General features: G+C 40.8%; 13 protein-coding genes and 4 tRNA genes. 4 read left to right on the top strand and 13 right to left on the bottom strand.

Going from position 1 to position 18,134, the window contains the following annotated elements:
* Nucleotides 1–58: 58 nt before the first annotated feature.
* The 7 genes from M23134_RS27200 to M23134_RS40625 form a co-directional block, all read right to left on the bottom strand.
* A complete protein-coding gene (locus tag M23134_RS27200) occupies nt 59–361 on the bottom strand; it encodes a hypothetical protein (protein WP_045114431.1) in 303 nt (100 codons plus the stop codon).
* Nucleotides 362–446: 85 nt separating this feature from the next.
* Nucleotides 447–519 (bottom strand) — tRNA-Thr (locus M23134_RS27195).
* A 975-nt stretch (nt 520–1,494) separates the two neighbouring features.
* Nucleotides 1,495–1,567, bottom strand: a tRNA-Thr gene (locus tag M23134_RS27190).
* A gap of 42 nt (nt 1,568–1,609) precedes the next feature.
* A tRNA-Thr gene (locus M23134_RS27185) sits at nt 1,610–1,682 on the bottom strand.
* A gap of 77 nt (nt 1,683–1,759) precedes the next feature.
* Nucleotides 1,760–1,832, bottom strand: a tRNA-Thr gene (locus M23134_RS27180).
* 83 nt (nt 1,833–1,915) lie between these two features.
* The gene (locus M23134_RS40630) at nt 1,916–2,911 is read right to left on the bottom strand and encodes a DUF349 domain-containing protein (protein ID WP_002701724.1); all 996 of its coding nucleotides are present in this window, start codon (nt 2,909–2,911) and stop codon (nt 1,916–1,918) included.
* A complete protein-coding gene (locus M23134_RS40625; RefSeq protein WP_002701722.1) occupies nt 2,908–4,083 on the bottom strand; it encodes a DUF349 domain-containing protein in 1,176 nt (391 codons plus the stop codon). The genes M23134_RS40630 and M23134_RS40625 overlap by 4 nt, the downstream gene beginning before the upstream one ends.
* Nucleotides 4,084–4,335: 252 nt before the next feature.
* On the opposite strand from M23134_RS40625, the gene pdxH reads away from it, so the two are divergent.
* Entirely contained in the window at nt 4,336–4,983 is a 648-nt protein-coding gene (pdxH, locus tag M23134_RS27170; RefSeq protein ID WP_002701717.1) for a pyridoxamine 5'-phosphate oxidase, read from the top strand.
* A 37-nt stretch (nt 4,984–5,020) separates the two neighbouring features.
* Here pdxH and M23134_RS27165 read toward each other — a convergent pair whose 3' ends face one another.
* Nucleotides 5,021–8,287 carry a tetratricopeptide repeat protein gene (locus M23134_RS27165; protein ID WP_002701715.1) on the bottom strand — a complete coding sequence of 1,089 codons (3,267 nt, stop codon included), beginning with the start codon at nt 8,285–8,287 and terminating at the stop codon, nt 5,021–5,023.
* 427 nt (nt 8,288–8,714) lie between these two features.
* Here M23134_RS27165 and M23134_RS38995 point away from each other — a divergent pair, with 427 nt between their 5' ends.
* Complete coding sequence (locus M23134_RS38995) at nt 8,715–9,731, top strand: helix-turn-helix transcriptional regulator (RefSeq protein WP_232296840.1); 1,017 nt, start codon at nt 8,715–8,717, stop codon at nt 9,729–9,731.
* 139 nt (nt 9,732–9,870) lie between these two features.
* Entirely contained in the window at nt 9,871–10,599 is a 729-nt protein-coding gene (locus tag M23134_RS27155; protein ID WP_053337397.1) for a hypothetical protein, read from the top strand.
* Nucleotides 10,600–10,616: 17 nt separating this feature from the next.
* Here M23134_RS27155 and M23134_RS27150 read toward each other — a convergent pair whose 3' ends face one another.
* The 3 genes from M23134_RS27150 to recA all read right to left on the bottom strand — a co-directional run bounded on the left by M23134_RS27150 (nt 10,617) and on the right by recA (nt 13,263).
* On the bottom strand, nt 10,617–11,300 hold the full coding sequence (locus tag M23134_RS27150; protein WP_002701711.1) for a hypothetical protein: 684 nt from the start codon (nt 11,298–11,300) through the stop codon (nt 10,617–10,619).
* A 14-nt stretch (nt 11,301–11,314) separates the two neighbouring features.
* On the bottom strand, nt 11,315–12,052 hold the full coding sequence (locus M23134_RS27145; RefSeq protein WP_002701710.1) for a hypothetical protein: 738 nt from the start codon (nt 12,050–12,052) through the stop codon (nt 11,315–11,317).
* Between the two features lie 131 nt (nt 12,053–12,183).
* The gene (gene recA / locus M23134_RS27140; RefSeq protein ID WP_002701709.1) at nt 12,184–13,263 is read right to left on the bottom strand and encodes a recombinase RecA; all 1,080 of its coding nucleotides are present in this window, start codon (nt 13,261–13,263) and stop codon (nt 12,184–12,186) included.
* 365 nt (nt 13,264–13,628) lie between these two features.
* On the opposite strand from recA, the gene M23134_RS27135 reads away from it, so the two are divergent.
* Nucleotides 13,629–14,768 carry a hypothetical protein gene (locus M23134_RS27135; protein ID WP_002701708.1) on the top strand — a complete coding sequence of 380 codons (1,140 nt, stop codon included), beginning with the start codon at nt 13,629–13,631 and terminating at the stop codon, nt 14,766–14,768.
* A 30-nt stretch (nt 14,769–14,798) separates the two neighbouring features.
* On the opposite strand, the gene M23134_RS27130 is transcribed toward M23134_RS27135, so the two are convergent.
* Nucleotides 14,799–16,814: a SpoIIE family protein phosphatase gene (locus M23134_RS27130; protein ID WP_198145099.1), complete on the bottom strand. Its 2,016-nt coding sequence runs from the start codon at nt 16,812–16,814 to the stop codon at nt 14,799–14,801.
* A gap of 577 nt (nt 16,815–17,391) precedes the next feature.
* Nucleotides 17,392–18,114: a TapB family protein gene (locus M23134_RS38990; RefSeq protein ID WP_002701705.1), complete on the bottom strand. Its 723-nt coding sequence runs from the start codon at nt 18,112–18,114 to the stop codon at nt 17,392–17,394.
* Between the last annotated feature and the right edge of the window lie 20 nt (nt 18,115–18,134).

The following is an 18,134-nucleotide window of genomic DNA, read 5'->3' as shown; positions in this document are numbered from 1 at the left end:
TTTCCTGAAAATGATGATATGTTTGTGTAGAGAATACACTACTTGCACTTGATATTACTTAATCGTATGCTTCTCTGGTGTCTATTTTTCTGTACCTGCCCTTGGCAGACTTTGCTTTGTAAGATCTTCTGAACATGTATTTATACCAGGGTACTCCTCTTACTACCTTGTTTCGGCGCATGCCCGAAGAGGTAAAGAGTTTACCTGATTTGGTTTTCGACTTGAAAGTTCCCCTGGTAGGGTGGCTATGGTCAATGACTACATGACACTGTGAAACTTTGCACCGGGGAGGCATGCAGCTTGTGGTAAGAAAGAGGGAGGTAATAAAGGTAAAAACTATAACTGCGATTTTATTGCTCATAAGTAATGAAAGAAGTAAGAAAATATTTTAAACCAAAAAAGTCTGTTTTGGTGAATAACAGACTTTGAAATAAGGGTCTAAAAAGAGCCTCCTATTGGACTCGAACCAACGACCTACTGATTACAAATCAGTTGCTCTACCAACTGAGCTAAGGAGGCTTGTTTTCTTGTTTTAATCGTTTACAAAAATAATAAATTTAAGGTGATTTCACCAACAAAAAAACGTTTTTTTAGGTGATATATTTGATCTTTTTCGCCTAAAATTCAGCGACTTATCTATAAGCTCGAAAAACTACCCTCAAACGCTTTAATCAACGTTTTTTTGCTTGCTTTTTATTGTTTTTTTGGGGCGGTATTTGGCAGGTAAAGCTTCGCATAAAAACCAAAGGCAGCAGGTATGAAGTTTTCATTGCTTTATTACAATTATTTTGTCTCGCTGTATACCTATAAAAGTAGACATGGCACCTTATTTTGCCCATTGAGCGCGCAAGGAATAGTTTGGTTTACCCTTAGCACGCCACTAGCACCACCAGGTAAATACAGGTTTTATTTTAATGAGCTTATGTAGTGCTACCAAGTGCTTTTGAGTAAACTCCACTAGTACCTTAAATACTAAATACCTAACCCGTTATTTCGGCGATTTTTGCCCACTGACTTTACTTAAAAAAAACTTGCTAAGGCTATGCGCGATTTTTGAAGTGCGTCAGAAAACAAAACTCATCCCAAATAACCGAGGCTACAGTTCTACTGTGCCGAGCTCTGCTTCAGCTAATAGCGCATTTACTTAATGTTTAAGGTACTAGTACAACGGGGACTAAGTTACTCACATATTATTTGGCGTCCCCGAATCAAGTTCGGGACTGTGAGCTTTTATCCCCTGACTTCCTCGTAAAAAAGTTAGATAGCTAAGGTTCCGATATGCATCGGAATTCAGAAAGCGAACTATCCGCCATTTTCACGACTCGTCAGAAAACAAAACCGAGCTTTTCGCGAGCTCAACGTAGTTAATTCATCCAAATTAATAAGCAACTTATTTAATCCCTAATGCACTAGAGGGGTGGATAAATAAAGCATTGCTAAAGCAAAAAAACCTGTTTTAGCAATACTAAAACAGGTTGTAGTGTATCTTAAAAAAGCCTCCTATTGGACTCGAACCAACGACCTACTGATTACAAATCAGTTGCTCTACCAACTGAGCTAAGGAGGCTTGTTGCCTTTTGAAATGAAAGGAAGAATAAGTATTTAAAAAAGCCTCCTATTGGACTCGAACCAACGACCTACTGATTACAAATCAGTTGCTCTACCAACTGAGCTAAGGAGGCTTGTACTTCCTTTTCTTTTTGCATTAAAAAAACCTGTTTAATTAAAAACAGGCTATAGAAAACATATACTTTATAAGAGCCTCCTATTGGACTCGAACCAACGACCTACTGATTACAAATCAGTTGCTCTACCAACTGAGCTAAGGAGGCTTGCTCTGTTTTCTTTAAATGCGGTGCAAAGGTAGAATAGAAACCTGTTCTCTCCAAGCTTTGCACTACATTTTTTTCATAATTTATGAATTATTTTCAGCTTTCTTAAGAGCTTTCAATTGCTTCTTCAAACTATTCAATTCTTTTTCAGCCGTTTCCACTTGCTTCTCAAAATCTTCTTTTAACTTGTTTGCTTTCTTAGAGTTAGCAAAAAATCCTAAGTTGTTTTTGAGTGTATCTAAGTTGTTTTCTAACTTAGATATTTTCTTACGAATGGCTCCTTCTTTTTGGTTTAGCTTTTTAGAGGCGTTAGGGCTAAGTCTTGCCATCACCACATCCAGGGCACCAGACAAGGCTTCTCTGCGACTGTCTTCAAGCTCTGGTATTCTTTTGATGACTCCATACACTGAGGCTTCAAACTGCTTTTCAATGGATTTTTTGTCCTTTTTGGGCACAAAACCAATTTGCTTCCATTCGTTTACAAAACCCTCCAGGGCTTTTTCATCAATGGCTTTCAGTTCATCGCCTTCCAGCGCATCTATTTTGGCACATAGCGCTTGTTTTTTCCCCAGGTTTACCACATACTCTTCTTCCTGTACCTGGTATTCTTTGCGGCGGTTTTCAAAGAAGGCATCACATACTTTTTTGAAACGCTCGTATACCGCTTGTTTTTGTTTGGCAGGAGCTGGTCCAATTTCTTTCCACTCTTTTTGCAGGTCTTTGAGTTCCTGTGCCACTTTTTGTGGGGTCTTATTGCTGGCAGTCAGTTCTTCTGCCTTTTCGCAAAGTGCTACTTTCTTGGCAAGGTTTTCTTCTCTAAACTGTTCTACGGTTTTAAAGAAGTTGTTTTTGTTGTGAAAGAAAGATTTGAAAGCTCCCCAAAAACGTTTGCTTACTTCTTTGATTTTTTCTTTAGGGATAAAACGTATTTCCTCCCATTGTTTTTGTATTTCGAGCAGTTCTTTGGTTTTAGTATTCCAGTCAGCAATTTTTTCAGACTGATAACCCGCAAACTCTTGCTCTACTTTTTCACAAAGGGCAAGTTTAAGGGCAAGGTTTTCGTCTTTTTTCTGCTTCATTTCCTGATAGTACTCACGTTTTTGTTGTAAATAATATCAGAAGCAGCTTTAAAACGTGCCCAAACTTTGTCTTGTTCTTCTCTTGGAATGGGTCCTATATGCTTGTAGTCGTTGTGCAACTCGTGCAACTCTTTGATGGCTTGCTGAATAGAAGAGCTTTCGGCAAGTTTTTCGGCGCGTTCGCAAAGCTCTAGTTTTTTCTCCAGATTTTTGCGTCGGTCAAGTTCTTTTAACTCAAAGTAGATGCTTCTCTTGTTATAATAGAGCTCCATCAGGGCATTGTAACTTGCCCACAGGCTTTTAGATTGGGCAGGAGGCACCGGACCAACGGCTTTCCATTGTTCCTGGAGTTTTTTAAACTCCTCCATACTCTTATGGCTCTCTTCAGAATCAACCAAAGCCCTTATTTCTTCGAGCAAACGCTCTTTAGTTTTTTGGTTTTCATCTTTTTGCTTTTCCTGCTGAGCTATAAACTGGCTACGCTTGCTTTTGAGTTCTTTGTAGTTGTTATAAAAAGCTTGTGTATTTTCGTCTTGCTTATACTCAAAGTCGCCTTCATCACCGCCACTTGCCTTGAATTTCTCAAGTGCTTCTTCACGCTCAAGGTTGGTGATTTCGTCAAAGAAAGGTTTGATTTTGTTAAGGGTTCGGTTGACCTTTTGCAAGTCACTTTCCTCTTTCAATTGTTCAGACAAAGCCACCAGAGCATCTTTGTCATATTGACTATAATCTTCCTCTTTTTCCTCTTCCTTTTGGTCCTCCTCCTTTTGGTTCTCTTCTTTCTGGTCTTCTTCTTTGTGGCCCTCTTGAGTTGATTCGCTGCTTTGCGTTGTTTCCGAAGTACTCTCAGCAGAAGTACTGGTTGTTTCTGGAGCATCTGCAGAGGCTGTTTCTGCGGTAGCATTGCTTGCCTCTGGTTGACTAGCGTTTTCTTCTGCAGATTGTTCAGGTTGGGAAGAGTCCTCAGCTTCTTTTTGCACCTCGGTAGTGGCTTCAGGGTCAGTTTTTACCTCTTCAGAGGCAGTATCACTGTTAGTATCTGTGCTTTCTGTGGTGTTTTCGGTGCTCGAACCAGTTGTATTGTCTGTGTTTTCAGGAGTTACAACTTTGTCCTGGGTGCTATCCTGAGAGGTTTCACCAGTAGATTTTACTTCTTCGTTTTCGGTACTCATAACTAAACTTACAATAATTGTAAAACCAATAAATGGTTGGTGCGTTGCAAGAGCGCAAAGCTATAAAAAAACTATTTAATTCTTGGCTAAATGCTGTATCATTGCAATTAAGTCAAATTTGGCAACAATACACTTATTTTTATTAAGTAAAACTTAATGCTATCAATCATGTTTATGTATCACAAACATTAATTTTAAGCAAAGAAATAGGTTTTTAGGTTTAATTCCTAACAATTTTAAAGTTACATATTTATGGACAATTCTGCAAAAATATCCCAAATACGCACCGACTATACTTTACATTCACTGCATAAAAAAGACGTGGCTGCTCATCCAATCACTCAATTTAACCAATGGTTAGAGGAAGCCATTAAAGCTGAAGTAAACGAACCCACTGCCATGCACCTTGCCACTGCTACCAAAGCAGGCAAACCATCGGGCAGGGTGGTATTGCTCAAAGATACCAACCCAGAAGGCTTTACTTTTTACACCAATTATACAAGCCGCAAGGGCGCAGAGCTTGAAGAAAATCCTCAGGCTTGCCTTACGTTTTTTTGGCCAGAGCTCCAGCGCCAGGTTCGTATTTATGGTGAGGCAAAAAAGGTGTCTGACCAAACTTCTGCCGACTACTTCGGTACTCGCCCAAGGGGTAGCCAAATATCGGCGTTGGCGTCGCCCCAAAGCTACGAAGTGGCAAACCGAGAGGTGCTGGAGTCTAAAGTAGCAGAGACCACTGCTGAGTATGAAGGCAAAACTGTAGAGCGCCCTTTGCATTGGGGTGGCTATGTATTGGTGCCCCACGAGGTAGAGTTTTGGCAAGGCAGGGCTAGTCGTTTGCACGATCGCTTGTTGTATGAGGGAGGTGAAAATGAATGGATAATTAAGAGGTTGGCACCTTAAAATAGGCGTCAGGTTTTAGCTTCAAGCGATAAGCAAACTATGCATAAGACTTGTCGCTTGAAGCTTGTGACTCACTGCCCAAAGGTTGCCACTTCACCCCCAGAACCAAAATATCGTCCACTTGTTTTTGCTTGCCTCCTGGCTCTTGGTTTTCAGATGTAATTCCGGTGCTTTCTACACTTACCCACTCCAAAAGGGTTTGCTCCAATACTTCCTTTTGCTTTGTCATGTCATTGGCCGACAGACTATGCAATAATTCACGGAAGCGTTTCTTCATAAATTTACGCCCATACATTCCTCCAAACTGGTCTTGGTAACCATCGGAGTATAGGTAAAAAGTAGTAGGCATTGATACATCAATGTTGTGTACGGTCAGCTGTATTTTTTCGTCTTGTTTGTGGTGCTCATTGATCCCGTTTGTATCGCCTTTAACTTCTGTCAACTGACCGTTTTGTACCAACATCAAAGGGCTTTTGGCACCTACAAACTGCATTGTTTGCGTAGCCTTGTCTATGACACAAAGTGCTATATCCATTCCATCGCGCACCTGAGTATCTTCGGTGCGTAAGGTATAACGCAAAATCAAGTCGAGCCGGGTAAGTATTTGTTTGGGCGCATATACTTTGTTCTGGATAATAATATTAGTCAAAGCCTGTGAGCCCAAAATAGTCATAAAAGCCCCCGGCACCCCGTGTCCTGTACAATCACCTACCGCAATAAATACCCTGCCTTCGGCTTCCTCTACCCAGTAAAAGTCGCCCGAAACAATGTCGCGGGGCTTAAAAAGTACAAAGTGGTCAGGTAAGTGTCGCTTGAGTGTTTTTTCGAAGGGTAAGATTGCCCGTTGGATGCGTTTTGCGTAGGTAATGCTGGCAGTAATGTCTTGGTTTTTGTTATCCAACTGTTCAAACATTTGTGCATTACCAATGGCAATGGAGACATACAAAGACAAGTTTTTTAACAGTTTGAAATGGCGGTCGGTGTAAGCGTTTTCTTCAAAGCTTTGTACACTTATCAAACCTACTACTTCATTCTCGAGCAACAAGGGTAGGTAAATTGCCGAACGGGGCATCTGTGCAAGCGAACCATCTTCAAGTGGAGTATTAATGTTAAAACTTTCAACAAACTCAGGGTATTCTTGCTGGATGTTTCCGGTTCTGATTGACGCTTTTTGCTCAATACATAATACGGCAAGTTGTTGCTTGTCTAAGGTACTACGTGAATAGTGTTTATAGCGTTGTCCTCTCTCTATGGCAAGCCTAAAATCAATGCTTTGCCGTTTGGTATAATAAATACCAATGCCAAAAATAGTGGCATCCATCAGTTTGTTTACGTGGGTATAAATGGTAAACAACACTTGGTCTAAATCAAGTGAGGCGATAATTTCTTGCCCTATATTGGTCAGTAGTTGAATGTTTTTGTACGATTCTTCCAGGTAGGCATGTTGGGCGCGCAACTCTTCTTGTTGTTGTTGAATCTCCTCATTGGCATTGTTTAGCCCTTCTACTGACAAGTCCAGGTCAGCATTTACCCTGTTGAGTTCCCGATTGGCACGTTGCTTACTACGGAAAAAAAACAAGGCCACCAGCAGCAATACAGAGGTAAGCCCCAACCCCAGGTAAGTGGTGCGTTGGGTAAGTTTGCGTTGTCTGATATCGGCATTGAGCAAAGCTTTTTCTTTGGCAAGCGAATCTTCGCGTTTTTTGGATGTATAACTGGCTTCCAGGTGAGTAAGTTTTCGTATACTGACTTCGTTCAAAAGGCTATCGGCCATTTTCTTAAAAAGTACCTGACACTCGTAGGCTTTTTTGTAGTTACCCAAGTGCTGGTATACATTTGCCAATGCCTCTACCCCATCTCGCACAATGACCGGGTTGCCCACTCCCCTTGCCGACTTTACTCCTTTGACTAAATACTGTTTGGCTTTTGTATAGTTTGTTTGTTGGTAATGAGCCATTCCCAAGTGAACAAAAGCTTCTGCCATCAAATCTTTCTCGCCCATTTGAGTCCGCATACTCAAGGCAGTTTCCAGGTATGCCTGTGCTTTGTCAAATTGTCGCAATTTAAGTGAGAGTTTTCCCAGTTTCAGGTTGCCAGTAGCCACTCCGTTTTTGTTGCCTATTTTTTCACTTATTTTAAGTGCCTTATTATATACCAACAATGCTTTGTCATATTTGCCCTGCTGATAATATACCGTCCCCATATTGTTGTGATTGGCTGCTACTTCTTGTTGCACGTTGGCCTCCTGGTTTAGGGTCAATGCTTTCTGAAAAAAAGCCAGTGCTTTTGAATAACTATTTTGGCTGGTATAAATCAACCCCAGATTGTTATAACTCAAAGCCATTCCATTTTTATCCTTGGTTTGCTCCCTTATCTTGAGTGCTTTTTGATAAAAACCCAATGCTTTATGGTAATTGCCTTGTTTGGAGTATACAATGCCCAAGTTATCGTAGGTGCGGGCAATTCTGCTCTTAGAGCCTAACGCTTCATCTAGTTTCAATGCTTTGGTATATACCTCTAGTGCCTTGGGGTAGTTGCCTTGCTTGGTATATGCCAGTCCCAAGTTACTGTAATTGTAAGCCATTCCGTTTTTAGCCCCAATTTCTTTGTTAATGCTTAGAGCCTTGTATAATACCTTAAGGGCTTGTGGGTAATTGCCTTGACTGGTATAAATAGCGCCTATGTTGTCGCAACTAGCAGATATCCCCCGCTTGTCGTTGAGCTTAAGGCGAATTTCGAGTCCTTCATCCTGAAAAGCCAACGCCTTCAGGTAATTGCCCTGCATAGAATGAATAAGCCCGATATTGCTATAATTGGTTGCCATTCCTTTTTGATCGTTGGTTTGTTTACGCCATTCAAGCGATTGGGTCAGGTATCGAAGGGCGGCTTTAAAATCATTTTTATACCATTGGTTAACCCCTAAACCGTTATAGGCATTGGCTTTCCCTATTTTATAGTCCCCTTTTTGGGCAGCTTCCAGGGTTTTGTTATACAGTTTGGCAGCCTTAAGGTAATGTCCCTTGTGCATCATCACCCAACCTAGTGGGTAATAAGCATCAGCAATGCCTTTATAATAAGCGGTTTTATTTGATAACTCTACTGCCTTTGAAACATAATGAGCTACTTGGGCAGAGTCTGAGGAACGGTACTCATGGGCAATCAGATTGTATACGTCTACCCTTTGCCGATCGTCAAGGCGGGTTTGCAACAATTGCTTGAGTGAGTCTATTCTGACTTGTTTTTGCGAAAAAGCGGTGCTGTTATAGGTTAGTAGGATAAGAATACATAACCTTAGTTTTTTCATAATATATCTTATCAATCAGTTCGTAGGGCTATCATTTTTTACCCAGGGGTGGTATTAGGTTGAGTGCTTGTTTAAAGTTAGCCAAAATTTTGAGCAACTTTGTAAAGTAACAGCAAATACTTTGCTGATGATGGTTTAACAATATAACTTACTGATTTTAGACGTATTTAGTTGGTATTTGTATTACTATTTTTTGCAATAGACTTTAAAACAAGGTTTTTATAAGATATAGTTGCAGGTTTTAGAAAAATGTAACTATATCTATGACTGATTTTATCAAAAACACCCTATTTTAGTGATCTGGAAAAAATAAGATGTGCCAATTTAAGAAAATATATTGTTCTCAGACGATTCAAAAAAAACGGTGCATAGCCAAAGCTATGAGGCTTTTTTTTTTGAGAAGAATGAGGGCAATAGATACACTTTAATGGCTCAAATTATTTATGAAAGATCACTTAGAGACATCGTCCTTGATAAATGTAGTATGATTCGTAAGCAGTTTCCTGACTTGGGCAGCCTTAAAAAATTTATCACACAAAGTTATCAAAACAAAAAAGGTTGGCCTACGGCTATTCTAAACGTGCATACCCAACAAGACTATCGTCCAGACGTAAAAGGGGCGCTGTCTATATTTATGAACATTAGCGGAGAGAGTCATTGTACAGTAGACAATCGTCAAGTCACAATTCCTGAGGCATTCTTTTTTGTAACCAATCAACAACAACATTACACTTTAGCCATTGAAACATCTCGCCCGGTAGAAACTTTCAATATTCATTTTGCCGATCGTTTGGTAGAGCAGGTATACGAGAGTTTGTTGTTGCCTTCTGACTACCTACTCCAAAACAGCGGGCATATCAATGGCCCTCAACTACTGTTTTATAACCAATTGCACCGCAAAGATGCGTACCTGATGGGGTTGATTCAAGCCATCCGTCAAGCACCTCATTATCAGGTCAATACTTTGTCGTTGGGGCAACAGTTTGCAAGCAAAACAACTCAAGAACACTTATGGCTGGAAGAGAAACTGTACGAAATATTGGTGTATTTGCTACAGCTGCACCGCAACATACTTAAGAAGGTAGAGCAACTGCCTCCTATCAAGCAAACTACTCGTGTAGAGTTGTACAAACGGCTGGGGTTTGCCTTGGATTATTTACATAGTTTTGCCCACTGTACTATTCAGCTCGACGATTTGGCACAAACAGCTTGTTTGTCTAAGTACCATTTTTTGCGCTTGTTCAAGCAAGTATTTGGGCTTACACCTTACCAATACCTGGCAAAGATACGCCTCGAAAATGCCCAAAGCCTGCTCAAAACTACCCAAATGACTGTTCACGAGATTGCCTACACCATTGGCTACGAAAACGCTACGTCTTTTTGTCGGGTATTTAGGCAACGGTTTAAGGTGTCGCCTCAGCAGTATCGGTCGATGATTGGATAGTTTGATGGTTGGATAGTTTGATGTTTCAGGAAGTAAAAAGTGCGGCCTAAAAAACAATTAGCAATTTTGGTACATGCACCTTTGGGTATGAGGTATTATCTTGCATTATCATTTATTTATCAACAAACACTCTCACTTTATGCATCCCCCTCTGTATATCTCATTATTGTTTGGTTTGCTCACTTTGGCACTACTGGTAGCCTATTTGTACGGCGTACAATACGGGCTCAAAAAAATGGGGCTGAGTACTCCCCAATTCATTCGCCGCTTTGCCTGGATGACGTTGCCGCTTTTTGGCTGGTTTGCCCTTTCGGGAAGCCTATCCTACCTGGGCTTTTTTGCCAATTTCTCCACCATTCCCCCTCGTTTTGCTATAGCACTTGTAGTACCCATGCTTTGCATCATTGCCTTTATGAGTTCCACCACTGGTCGTGCTATTATTGCACATCTCCCCTCTCACTGGTTGGTGTATGCACAGGTTTTTCGTATTCCTATGGAGCTTATCTTGTGGGCGTTGTTTATTGAGCAGGTCATTCCAGTTCAAATGACTTTTGAGGGGTTCAATTACGACGTGCTCACGGCGGTGTTTGCTTTGCCTATAGGGTATTTTTGTTTTACACGTTCACGTTTGCACAAACGCTGGGCTATAGCCTGGAACGTGGTTGGTTTAGGGTTGGTCACAACCATTGTTACCATTGCTATTTTGTCGGCACCTACCCCGTTTAGGGTGTTTCATAATGCCCCTGCCAATACCTTTATTGCTTGCCTGCCCTATATATGGTTGCCAGGGTTTGTGGTTCCTATGGCTTATTTGATACATTTTGCTTCGCTGCGCCAATTGCTGAGTAACGAGCCAGGCAATCAATAACACCTGTAAAACCGAGGCTACACATATTTTTTTTGTGCCCTGAGCTGCCCCAGGTAATACTTGATCTGTGGGTATTGCTCCAGGTTTTTAGGAATGCGTACTACTTGCCTCTCAAAGTTGTGTTCCAGCCCACTGGTCACCCCTTCGGTAAACACTACCAAATGTTGACTGTTTTCTTTGAGTACACCAATATTTTTGAGTACTACTTTGCTGGTTTCTCGGTTACCCTGATAACGAATAAGGCATTGGGGAGTCAACTCTATCATTAGTTGGTGGGCTTTAAAGGTAAGCTTCAAATAGCGGATCAGAATGATCATAACTACTACCCAAAACCAAAAGCTCATTCCACCTCCATGGCTTGACTGGAACTCATAAACGCCCATATCTGTGACAATGACTGACTCTGAGGTGCTTGAATCGCTTAAAAACAATATTGTCAACGATGTAAATAATAATACCAACATTTGTTTGATGTTTTTTCTATGTTGCTGGGCGTCTAACACAAATCTTCCTATTAGTTGGGCACTATTTACAGTAGGGAGGGGCTTGCGGGTGGGTAATGCAGGTTTTTGTTGTTGTGCCTGCCTGACCAAGTGTTGGTAATTCTCCCAGAATTTCTCTTCTGAAGGGGCTTGCGCATATTGTGCCCACATGGTATGGGCTGCTTGCTCTAAATTGTTGGGTAAAACGCTTGGTTTCATAGTATATTCTAAGTTTAGGTAATGGCTCCCTGGTTCCAGGCGAGTTTCTCTTCCAAAAAAACCTTGATTTCGTCATAAGACTCTACCACATTGGGTATATATACTACTCTGGAGTTAGAAGTAAAGTTGTTTTCGCAAAGCCAATAATTGATATTATGTCGCCATCCGGTTTGGCTAACCATCAGTCCCAGATTACTTTCTTTTATCTTTTGAATTTTGTCCAGGTCAATAAAAGCAGTAGCCAACCTGGCTCCTCGTCGGATAATTTTATCAGGTTGTACTTCTATAATAGTGTTTTCGAGCGAGGTAGACATTACCAATACTTTAAAGGCAATCATACAGATTGAAAAACCAACCAACGACAAAAACGCTCCTACTCCAAGTGGGATATTGACATAAATTAAAACCAATGCCAATAATAATTTAAACACTCCATCGGGTAGTTGCCTGGCATACAAGTACTTTTTCTTAAACTGCTTGAGCTTGTGGTCGTTCATCATAAAAACCCCGGTAAGGTGTAAAGGAGGCGAAGGGCGGCGGGTATGGATGGGCTTGGGAGACACCTGAAGGTATGTAGCATTTTTTTTAGCTGTATGAAGCAGTGCCTCATAATTTTGCCAAAACTGCATTTTGCCCGACTTTTTCAGGGCAAGGTTGGTTTCGTGGTCATTTTGAACATGGTCGAGCTTTGCCCATAAAGCATGCGCTTGTTTGTCTAATTGGTGAGGAGATATGGGCAGGTTTTTCGACATCTTGCTATTTTTTTTATGACAATAATTTACCACAAAAATTGGTCAATATCAAGCAAGTAATCTACTAAGACACATAAAAAAAGGTGTCGATACCTCGACACCTTGTATAAACTAAGGGATAAAAAACTTTGTTATTTGGCTTCGTCAGCGGCTGGCGCTTTTTCTACTTTGCCATTGCCCTTGCGTTTTTTGATTGCTTGCTCAGGGTCTTCGCCATTGATTTTGGCACGAATGGCTATTTCTAACTCTTCAAACAAGTCAGGGTTGTCTGAGATCAACGCTTTTACTTTGTCGCGCCCTTGGTCGAGCTTAGACCCTTTGTAAGAGAACCAAGAACCAGATTTTTTGATAATGTCAAGCTCTACGCCTAAATCTAAAATCTCGCCTACTTTAGAGATTCCCTGCCCATACATAATATCAAACTCTACTACTTTGAACGGAGGTGCTACTTTGTTTTTCACTACCTTTACTCTGGTACGGTTACCTGTAATATTATCGGCGCTTTCTTTGATCTGTCCAATGCGGCGAATGTCCATACGAATAGACGCATAAAATTTAAGGGCATTACCACCAGTAGTGGTTTCAGGGTTTCCGAACATTACCCCAATTTTTTCGCGCAACTGGTTGATAAAAATACAAGAACAACTTGTTTTGTTGATGGTTCCGGTGAGTTTTCTCAATGCCTGAGACATCAAACGTGCCTGTAACCCCATTTTGCTATCTCCCATTTCACCTTCAATCTCTGCTTTAGGTACCAAAGCTGCTACCGAGTCAATTACCATCAGGTCAATGGCACCTGAGCGAATCAAATGCTCGGCAATTTCGAGGGCTTGTTCTCCGTTATCGGGCTGCGAAATCAACAAGTTTTCGGTGTTGATGCCTAGTTTTTCGGCATAGGTTTTATCAAATGCGTGCTCTGCATCTACAAAAGCCGCAATGCCTCCTAATTTTTGGGCTTCGGCTATACAGTGCATTGCCAAAGTAGTTTTACCAGAAGATTCAGGGCCATATATTTCTATTACTCTACCACGAGGAATGCCGCCTACACCGAGGGCAATGTCAAGCCCCAGCGAACCTGTTGGGATTACCTCTACCTCTACTACTTTCTCGTCGCTCAAACGCATCACCGTTCCTTTACCATAAGCTTTGTCCAGCTTTTCTAAGGTCATTTGGAGGGCTTTTAGTTTTTCAGTAGTGTTGTTATTTGACATAAGAAATGCGCGTTTAAAAAAATGATATGATTGATGTTAATATTATATAATTAATTGAAGTTGCGAGGTACAAGCGACAAGCTTCAAGTGCCAGTTATATTCGTACCTGAAATATATAAATAGCTGGAAGTTAAGCTTTTACAGTTTATATGCTGCAACTTGGGTTAATTAGTTTTGCTTAATAGATTAGTAGAAGCATCCCTAATATTTATCAGATTTAAAGCAATTTAGAAAAATATTTAGTTACTTACAATCTGTTCTAATTGCTATTTATGTGAGCAAATATACAAAGTTTTACGGATAATAGAGATTGATTTGCTAAAATAAACTTGGCAAAATTTACTTTTTTTTTCTTATTTAATTTCATGCAGGGGAGAATATTCGCACTTTTAGGTTTTTTGGGGTTGGCTTTGCTCAAAAACGTGGCATTTGCACAGTTAAACAATCGGGTATTTGAAGATTCATTGGTAATAGCCCCCGAAAATGCTCAAAAACTCTACCTTCAGGTGCATAACCTCAATTTTGTAAAAAATAACGAGTACTTTAACGACATTATTCCAGGGTATACCCTGTTTGGCTATCAACTTAAGCCACGTTTGGTTTACTTCCCAGCAAAAAACGTAAGGATAGACGCAGGCCTGTATGTGTTGCAAGACTTTGGCAATGACTATTTTACGACCGTAGCCCCGGTTTTTTCGGTCAAGTTCAAAAAAGACTCCACCAGCCTTACTTTAGGCACCCTACAAGGCAACCTCGCCCACCGTTTGATCGAACCTTTGTATGATTTTGACCGGGTAATGACCAACCGTCTGGAAAACGGGCTACAATTGATTCATCACAAACCCGGTTGGTACCTTGATTTATGGGTAGACTGGCAAACTGCCATGCGTCGGGGGGTGCAAGAAGAGATATTTGGAGGGGTGCATACTTATATTGCCCCATTGCGCACCCATAGCATTCAAGTAAAAGTACCCGTACAGTTTACCATTTTGCATCAAGGTGGGCAAGAAGCCTTCATTGCCAAACCCATTCTCAATACCATGAACCTTGCCACCGGGCTACAGGTACACTTCAATTTTGGTAAACACGCTTTTGTACAACAGTTACGGCTCGAAAATTACGTACTTGCCTCGCAAGCAGCAGAAGTAACCATAGGGCAACCCGACTTTGACAATGGACGAGCGTTTTACGGTAATTTTACCCTGGCTACCCGCTGGGGCGACTTGATGGGTAGCATTTGGCTGGGCGATCGGTTCAACTCGGCACAAGGAGGAGGGCTGTACCGCTCTACCGGAGTAACCAACAAAACCTATACAGAACGCCATCGTGATATTTTATTGGTACGCTACCTGCGCAATGTACGTATCAGTCCCGATGTTACCTTTAGTTTTAGGCTAGAGCCTAGCTACGATTTTAACCACCAAAAGGTAGAAGTTGCCGCAGGGCTGTACTTGCATTATACACCTCGTTTTTTCTTGCTCAAAACAGGCACAGGGAGTGATTAGTAATACACCTTGCCTATATTAAAAACTCGCTTAAACTTTTATTCCCATCCATAAAATATCGTCGCGTTGCTCTACACCTTGCATATGCTGCGATAGCTCTTTATTGATCACTTCGTATTGTTGAGCAAGCGACAAGCGGGCATTGGTTTGCAACAGGTTTTTCAGTCTTTTTTTACCAAACTTTGTGCGTTCCCTATCATTTTGGTCGGTCAAACCGTCTGACCCTACATAAAGCAAGCTACCTGCGGGCAACAACAACGTCTTTTTTTCAAACTCCCGGTTTTTGGGTTGTATGCCTCCAATAGCCCTACGGGTACCCCTAAGTTCTTCTATCTCTCTATGACCTTGTCTGATATAAAACAAAGGACGCCTGGCTCCCGCAAATACCACGGCTACACTGCTGGTTGTTTGTGGCTCCAAAACCAACACTGCCACGTCCATTCCACTGTTGTTACGGGTATCTTCCTGGCGCAACACCTTTTTTATTTTTTTATGCAACAAATTCAAAATACCTACAGGGTCGAGCACCTTGTCTACTTTAATGATATTGTCTAGCAGGGTATTGGCCACCATACTCATAAATGCCCCTGGTACCCCGTGTCCGGTACAGTCAGCCACAATCAAAATTGTTTGCACCTGTTGTTGATCTACCCAATAAAAATCGCCCGAAACCACGTCTTTGGGCTTATACAAGACAAAGTATTCGTTAAAATAGTCGCGAAGACTGGTACTATCAGGCAAGATGGCAGTTTGAATAAGTTTGGCGGCTTCTATACTTTTGCCAATGCGGTAACGGTACCACGAGAGCTCCTTGTTTTTACTTTGTAGTGTATCGCGGTGGGCGGCTATTTCGGCCTGGGTTTGCTGTAACTCCTTGTTTACTTCTTGTAAGGTATGGTATGCTGCCTGTATTTCCATTGTTTTTTCTTTGATCACATCGTGTTGTTTTTCTGCTTCCTGTTTCTGCACTGCCAATTGTTGGTTAGTTTTACGCCTTTTTTGGTTTATTCTGTAAAGCAGCAAAGCCACTATAATAATGGCCGCAAAACCAATGAGGGCTATCACAGAAATCATTTTTTGAGTTTGTCTGGCTTTTTTTTCGAGCGCTACTTCTTGCTTCAGTACCAACTTCTCAGCTTCGTGCTTATAGTTTGCTTTTAGCCGGGCTATCTGCTTGTTTTTTTTCATGCTAAACACGCTGTCTTTCAACCCAATGGCTTGCTCTTTGTAACGCAAAGCTTTTTCAAAATCTCCCTTGGTTTTATAGTACTGGGTGTACAACTCATAAAAGTTAGCCTCAAAATTTTTGCTTCCTACCACCTTTGCCAAATGCAGGGCATCTTTCAAATGTTGGGGTACAGGCTTGGTTTGTTTAGTATCTAAATAAAACTGAATAAAATCTACGTAAGTACCTAGTATAGAAAAGCTGTCTTTGGCTTTCTTAGACAAGTCAATAGATTTAATGAAAGTTTGTTCTGCTTGCTTATAGCTTTTTTGGTGATAATAAATCAATGCCAAATTACTGTAAATCAATCCCTGGTTTTTTACATCTTTGGTAGCTATGGCAAGCTTGAGCCCTTCAAACAAAGGAAGGTAGGCTTTTGCATACCTTTTTTCTGCAATATGGGTATACCCTATATTATTGTATGAAACGATCGCATTTTTGATGTGTTTGACCGCCAGGCTATGCATCAATCCTGTCTGATAGTGTTTGAGTGCTTCTTTAGGTTTTTGAAGCTTGCTATAAATAAGCCCAATATTGAGGTTGAGCAATCCTTGTAGGCTGTCGAGGCGAACACTGTCTGCCAACTTGAGCCCCTTTAGCAGTTCGGCAATGGCTTTGTCATACTCACTCAACACAATGTAGGCAATGCCTACGTGATTGAATGAGCGAAGATAACCAGGCATATATTGGAGTTTTTTCCCTAGTTGACGCGCTTGTTTAGCGTACTTAATAGACGTGGTGGGGTGCTTGTTTAGGTAGGCTTCTGCTAAGTTATTTAACAGCGTAATACGGTGAATATTCGGGGGTGTTTTTTCAAGCATGGCTTTCAGGCTGTCTATTTTTTGAGCCTGCAAAGATAAAGTACATACACATAAAGTAAAAAGAAGGAAACATAAGCACCTGATAATACACTCAAAATAATGTTTGTCTACATTCAACCCATTACTCATACGATTTTGCGTTTTCACGTAAAAATACAACAAATATGGCAATAGCTTCTCATTGCAGCAAAAGATATTTCGGGATAGGTTAAGAAGAAGCTAAAGTTGATTAGAAAACGTAAAACCCAATACACTTTATATTTTTTTTCTGGTAAACAGTTGCTTTTATTATTGGCACAAAAAAGCCCTTGCTTATGGCTATAAACAAGGGCTTTTGGTAGGGTGTATGCTGATCAACCACCACCAGGCAAGTTGCCCACATAAATTCTTTTAGAGCCACCTTTTAGATTTTGCATCTCTTTGGCAGACAGCTTTTGCGTTTTTTTGCTTGTTTGTTTTGTGATATTTTTCATTGTTATGCGATTTAAATTTAACTTTATGGGTACAATTTATCACAATTTGCATAAACATCAAACTTGTTCGGGCAATAAAACTGCCTTGGGCAGGCTCAAAAACATTATTTCTTTAACTTGGTCAAGATTGTATAACCTGCCATCTTCCCTCTTTTGTTATAAAACTCCGACCGTACCAGCCCTACTCCTTTGGCAAACCATTCTACCGTACGTGAACGGGTTTTTATAAAAGACATTTTCATTTCGCTGTTATAGGTTATTTTTACACAGTCGAAAGTACCCGCAGGAGTCGTTACCTTTTCTAAACCTACCACCTTACGATCAGTCATTGCTATTTTGGTATTAAACATATTAGGCATTCCTTCGGCTTGTACTTTCATAGTCAGGGTGCCATTTTTCAGGGTTTGACCCACGCTAGGATTTGCCGGAATGTCGAGGTAGTCACTTTCCATCTCTATTTTCATATTTTTCCCCTTTTGCTGCCCTGCCACTGGAGTCAATGCCCCAAACTCAAATTTAAACACCCCATTTTCACACACTGCTTTGTACTTCCCTTTTGCCTTTACGTCTTTATCTTTTTTATCGTAATAGGCGTAGTCTACGTTCAACATTACTTTGCCATTTGCTTCGGTTTTGTCAGATATGTTTAGCCGCACAATGTTTTGTAGTTTGCCCTTACGAGAATAGTTTTTCAGCTCCATGGTGGCCCCTTTGCTGCTGGCAATATACATGGTACAATCTCCACTATCACCTGGTACAAAAGCCATTAAAGCACTCAAAATTAGCAGGTTAAGCACAAATAAGCTTAAATTTTTAAAACGTTTCATTTTTTTAAGTTTAAGTTTTG

The organism is Microscilla marina ATCC 23134 (assembly GCF_000169175.1).
Lineage (GTDB): Bacteria > Bacteroidota > Bacteroidia > Cytophagales > Microscillaceae > Microscilla > Microscilla marina.
This window is presented reverse-complemented; position numbering and strand designations above follow the sequence as displayed.

Excerpts from the sequence above, each read along its gene's own strand:
- M23134_RS27200 (WP_045114431.1), bottom strand. The coding sequence starts at position 361 with ATGAGCAATAAAATCGCAGTTATAGTTTTTACCTTTATTACCTCCCTC.
- M23134_RS40630 (WP_002701724.1), bottom strand. The coding sequence starts at position 2,911 with ATGAAGCAGAAAAAAGACGAAAACCTTGCCCTTAAACTTGCCCTTTGT.
- M23134_RS40625 (WP_002701722.1), bottom strand. The coding sequence starts at position 4,083 with ATGAGTACCGAAAACGAAGAAGTAAAATCTACTGGTGAAACCTCTCAG.
- pdxH (WP_002701717.1), top strand. The coding sequence starts at position 4,336 with ATGGACAATTCTGCAAAAATATCCCAAATACGCACCGACTATACTTTA.
- M23134_RS27165 (WP_002701715.1), bottom strand. The coding sequence starts at position 8,287 with ATGAAAAAACTAAGGTTATGTATTCTTATCCTACTAACCTATAACAGC.
- M23134_RS38995 (WP_232296840.1), top strand. The coding sequence starts at position 8,715 with ATGGCTCAAATTATTTATGAAAGATCACTTAGAGACATCGTCCTTGAT.
- M23134_RS27155 (WP_053337397.1), top strand. The coding sequence starts at position 9,871 with ATGCATCCCCCTCTGTATATCTCATTATTGTTTGGTTTGCTCACTTTG.
- M23134_RS27150 (WP_002701711.1), bottom strand. The coding sequence starts at position 11,300 with ATGAAACCAAGCGTTTTACCCAACAATTTAGAGCAAGCAGCCCATACC.
- M23134_RS27145 (WP_002701710.1), bottom strand. The coding sequence starts at position 12,052 with ATGTCGAAAAACCTGCCCATATCTCCTCACCAATTAGACAAACAAGCG.
- recA (WP_002701709.1), bottom strand. The coding sequence starts at position 13,263 with ATGTCAAATAACAACACTACTGAAAAACTAAAAGCCCTCCAAATGACC.
- M23134_RS27135 (WP_002701708.1), top strand. The coding sequence starts at position 13,629 with ATGCAGGGGAGAATATTCGCACTTTTAGGTTTTTTGGGGTTGGCTTTG.
- M23134_RS27130 (WP_198145099.1), bottom strand. The coding sequence starts at position 16,814 with ATGCTTGAAAAAACACCCCCGAATATTCACCGTATTACGCTGTTAAAT.
- M23134_RS38990 (WP_002701705.1), bottom strand. The coding sequence starts at position 18,114 with ATGAAACGTTTTAAAAATTTAAGCTTATTTGTGCTTAACCTGCTAATT.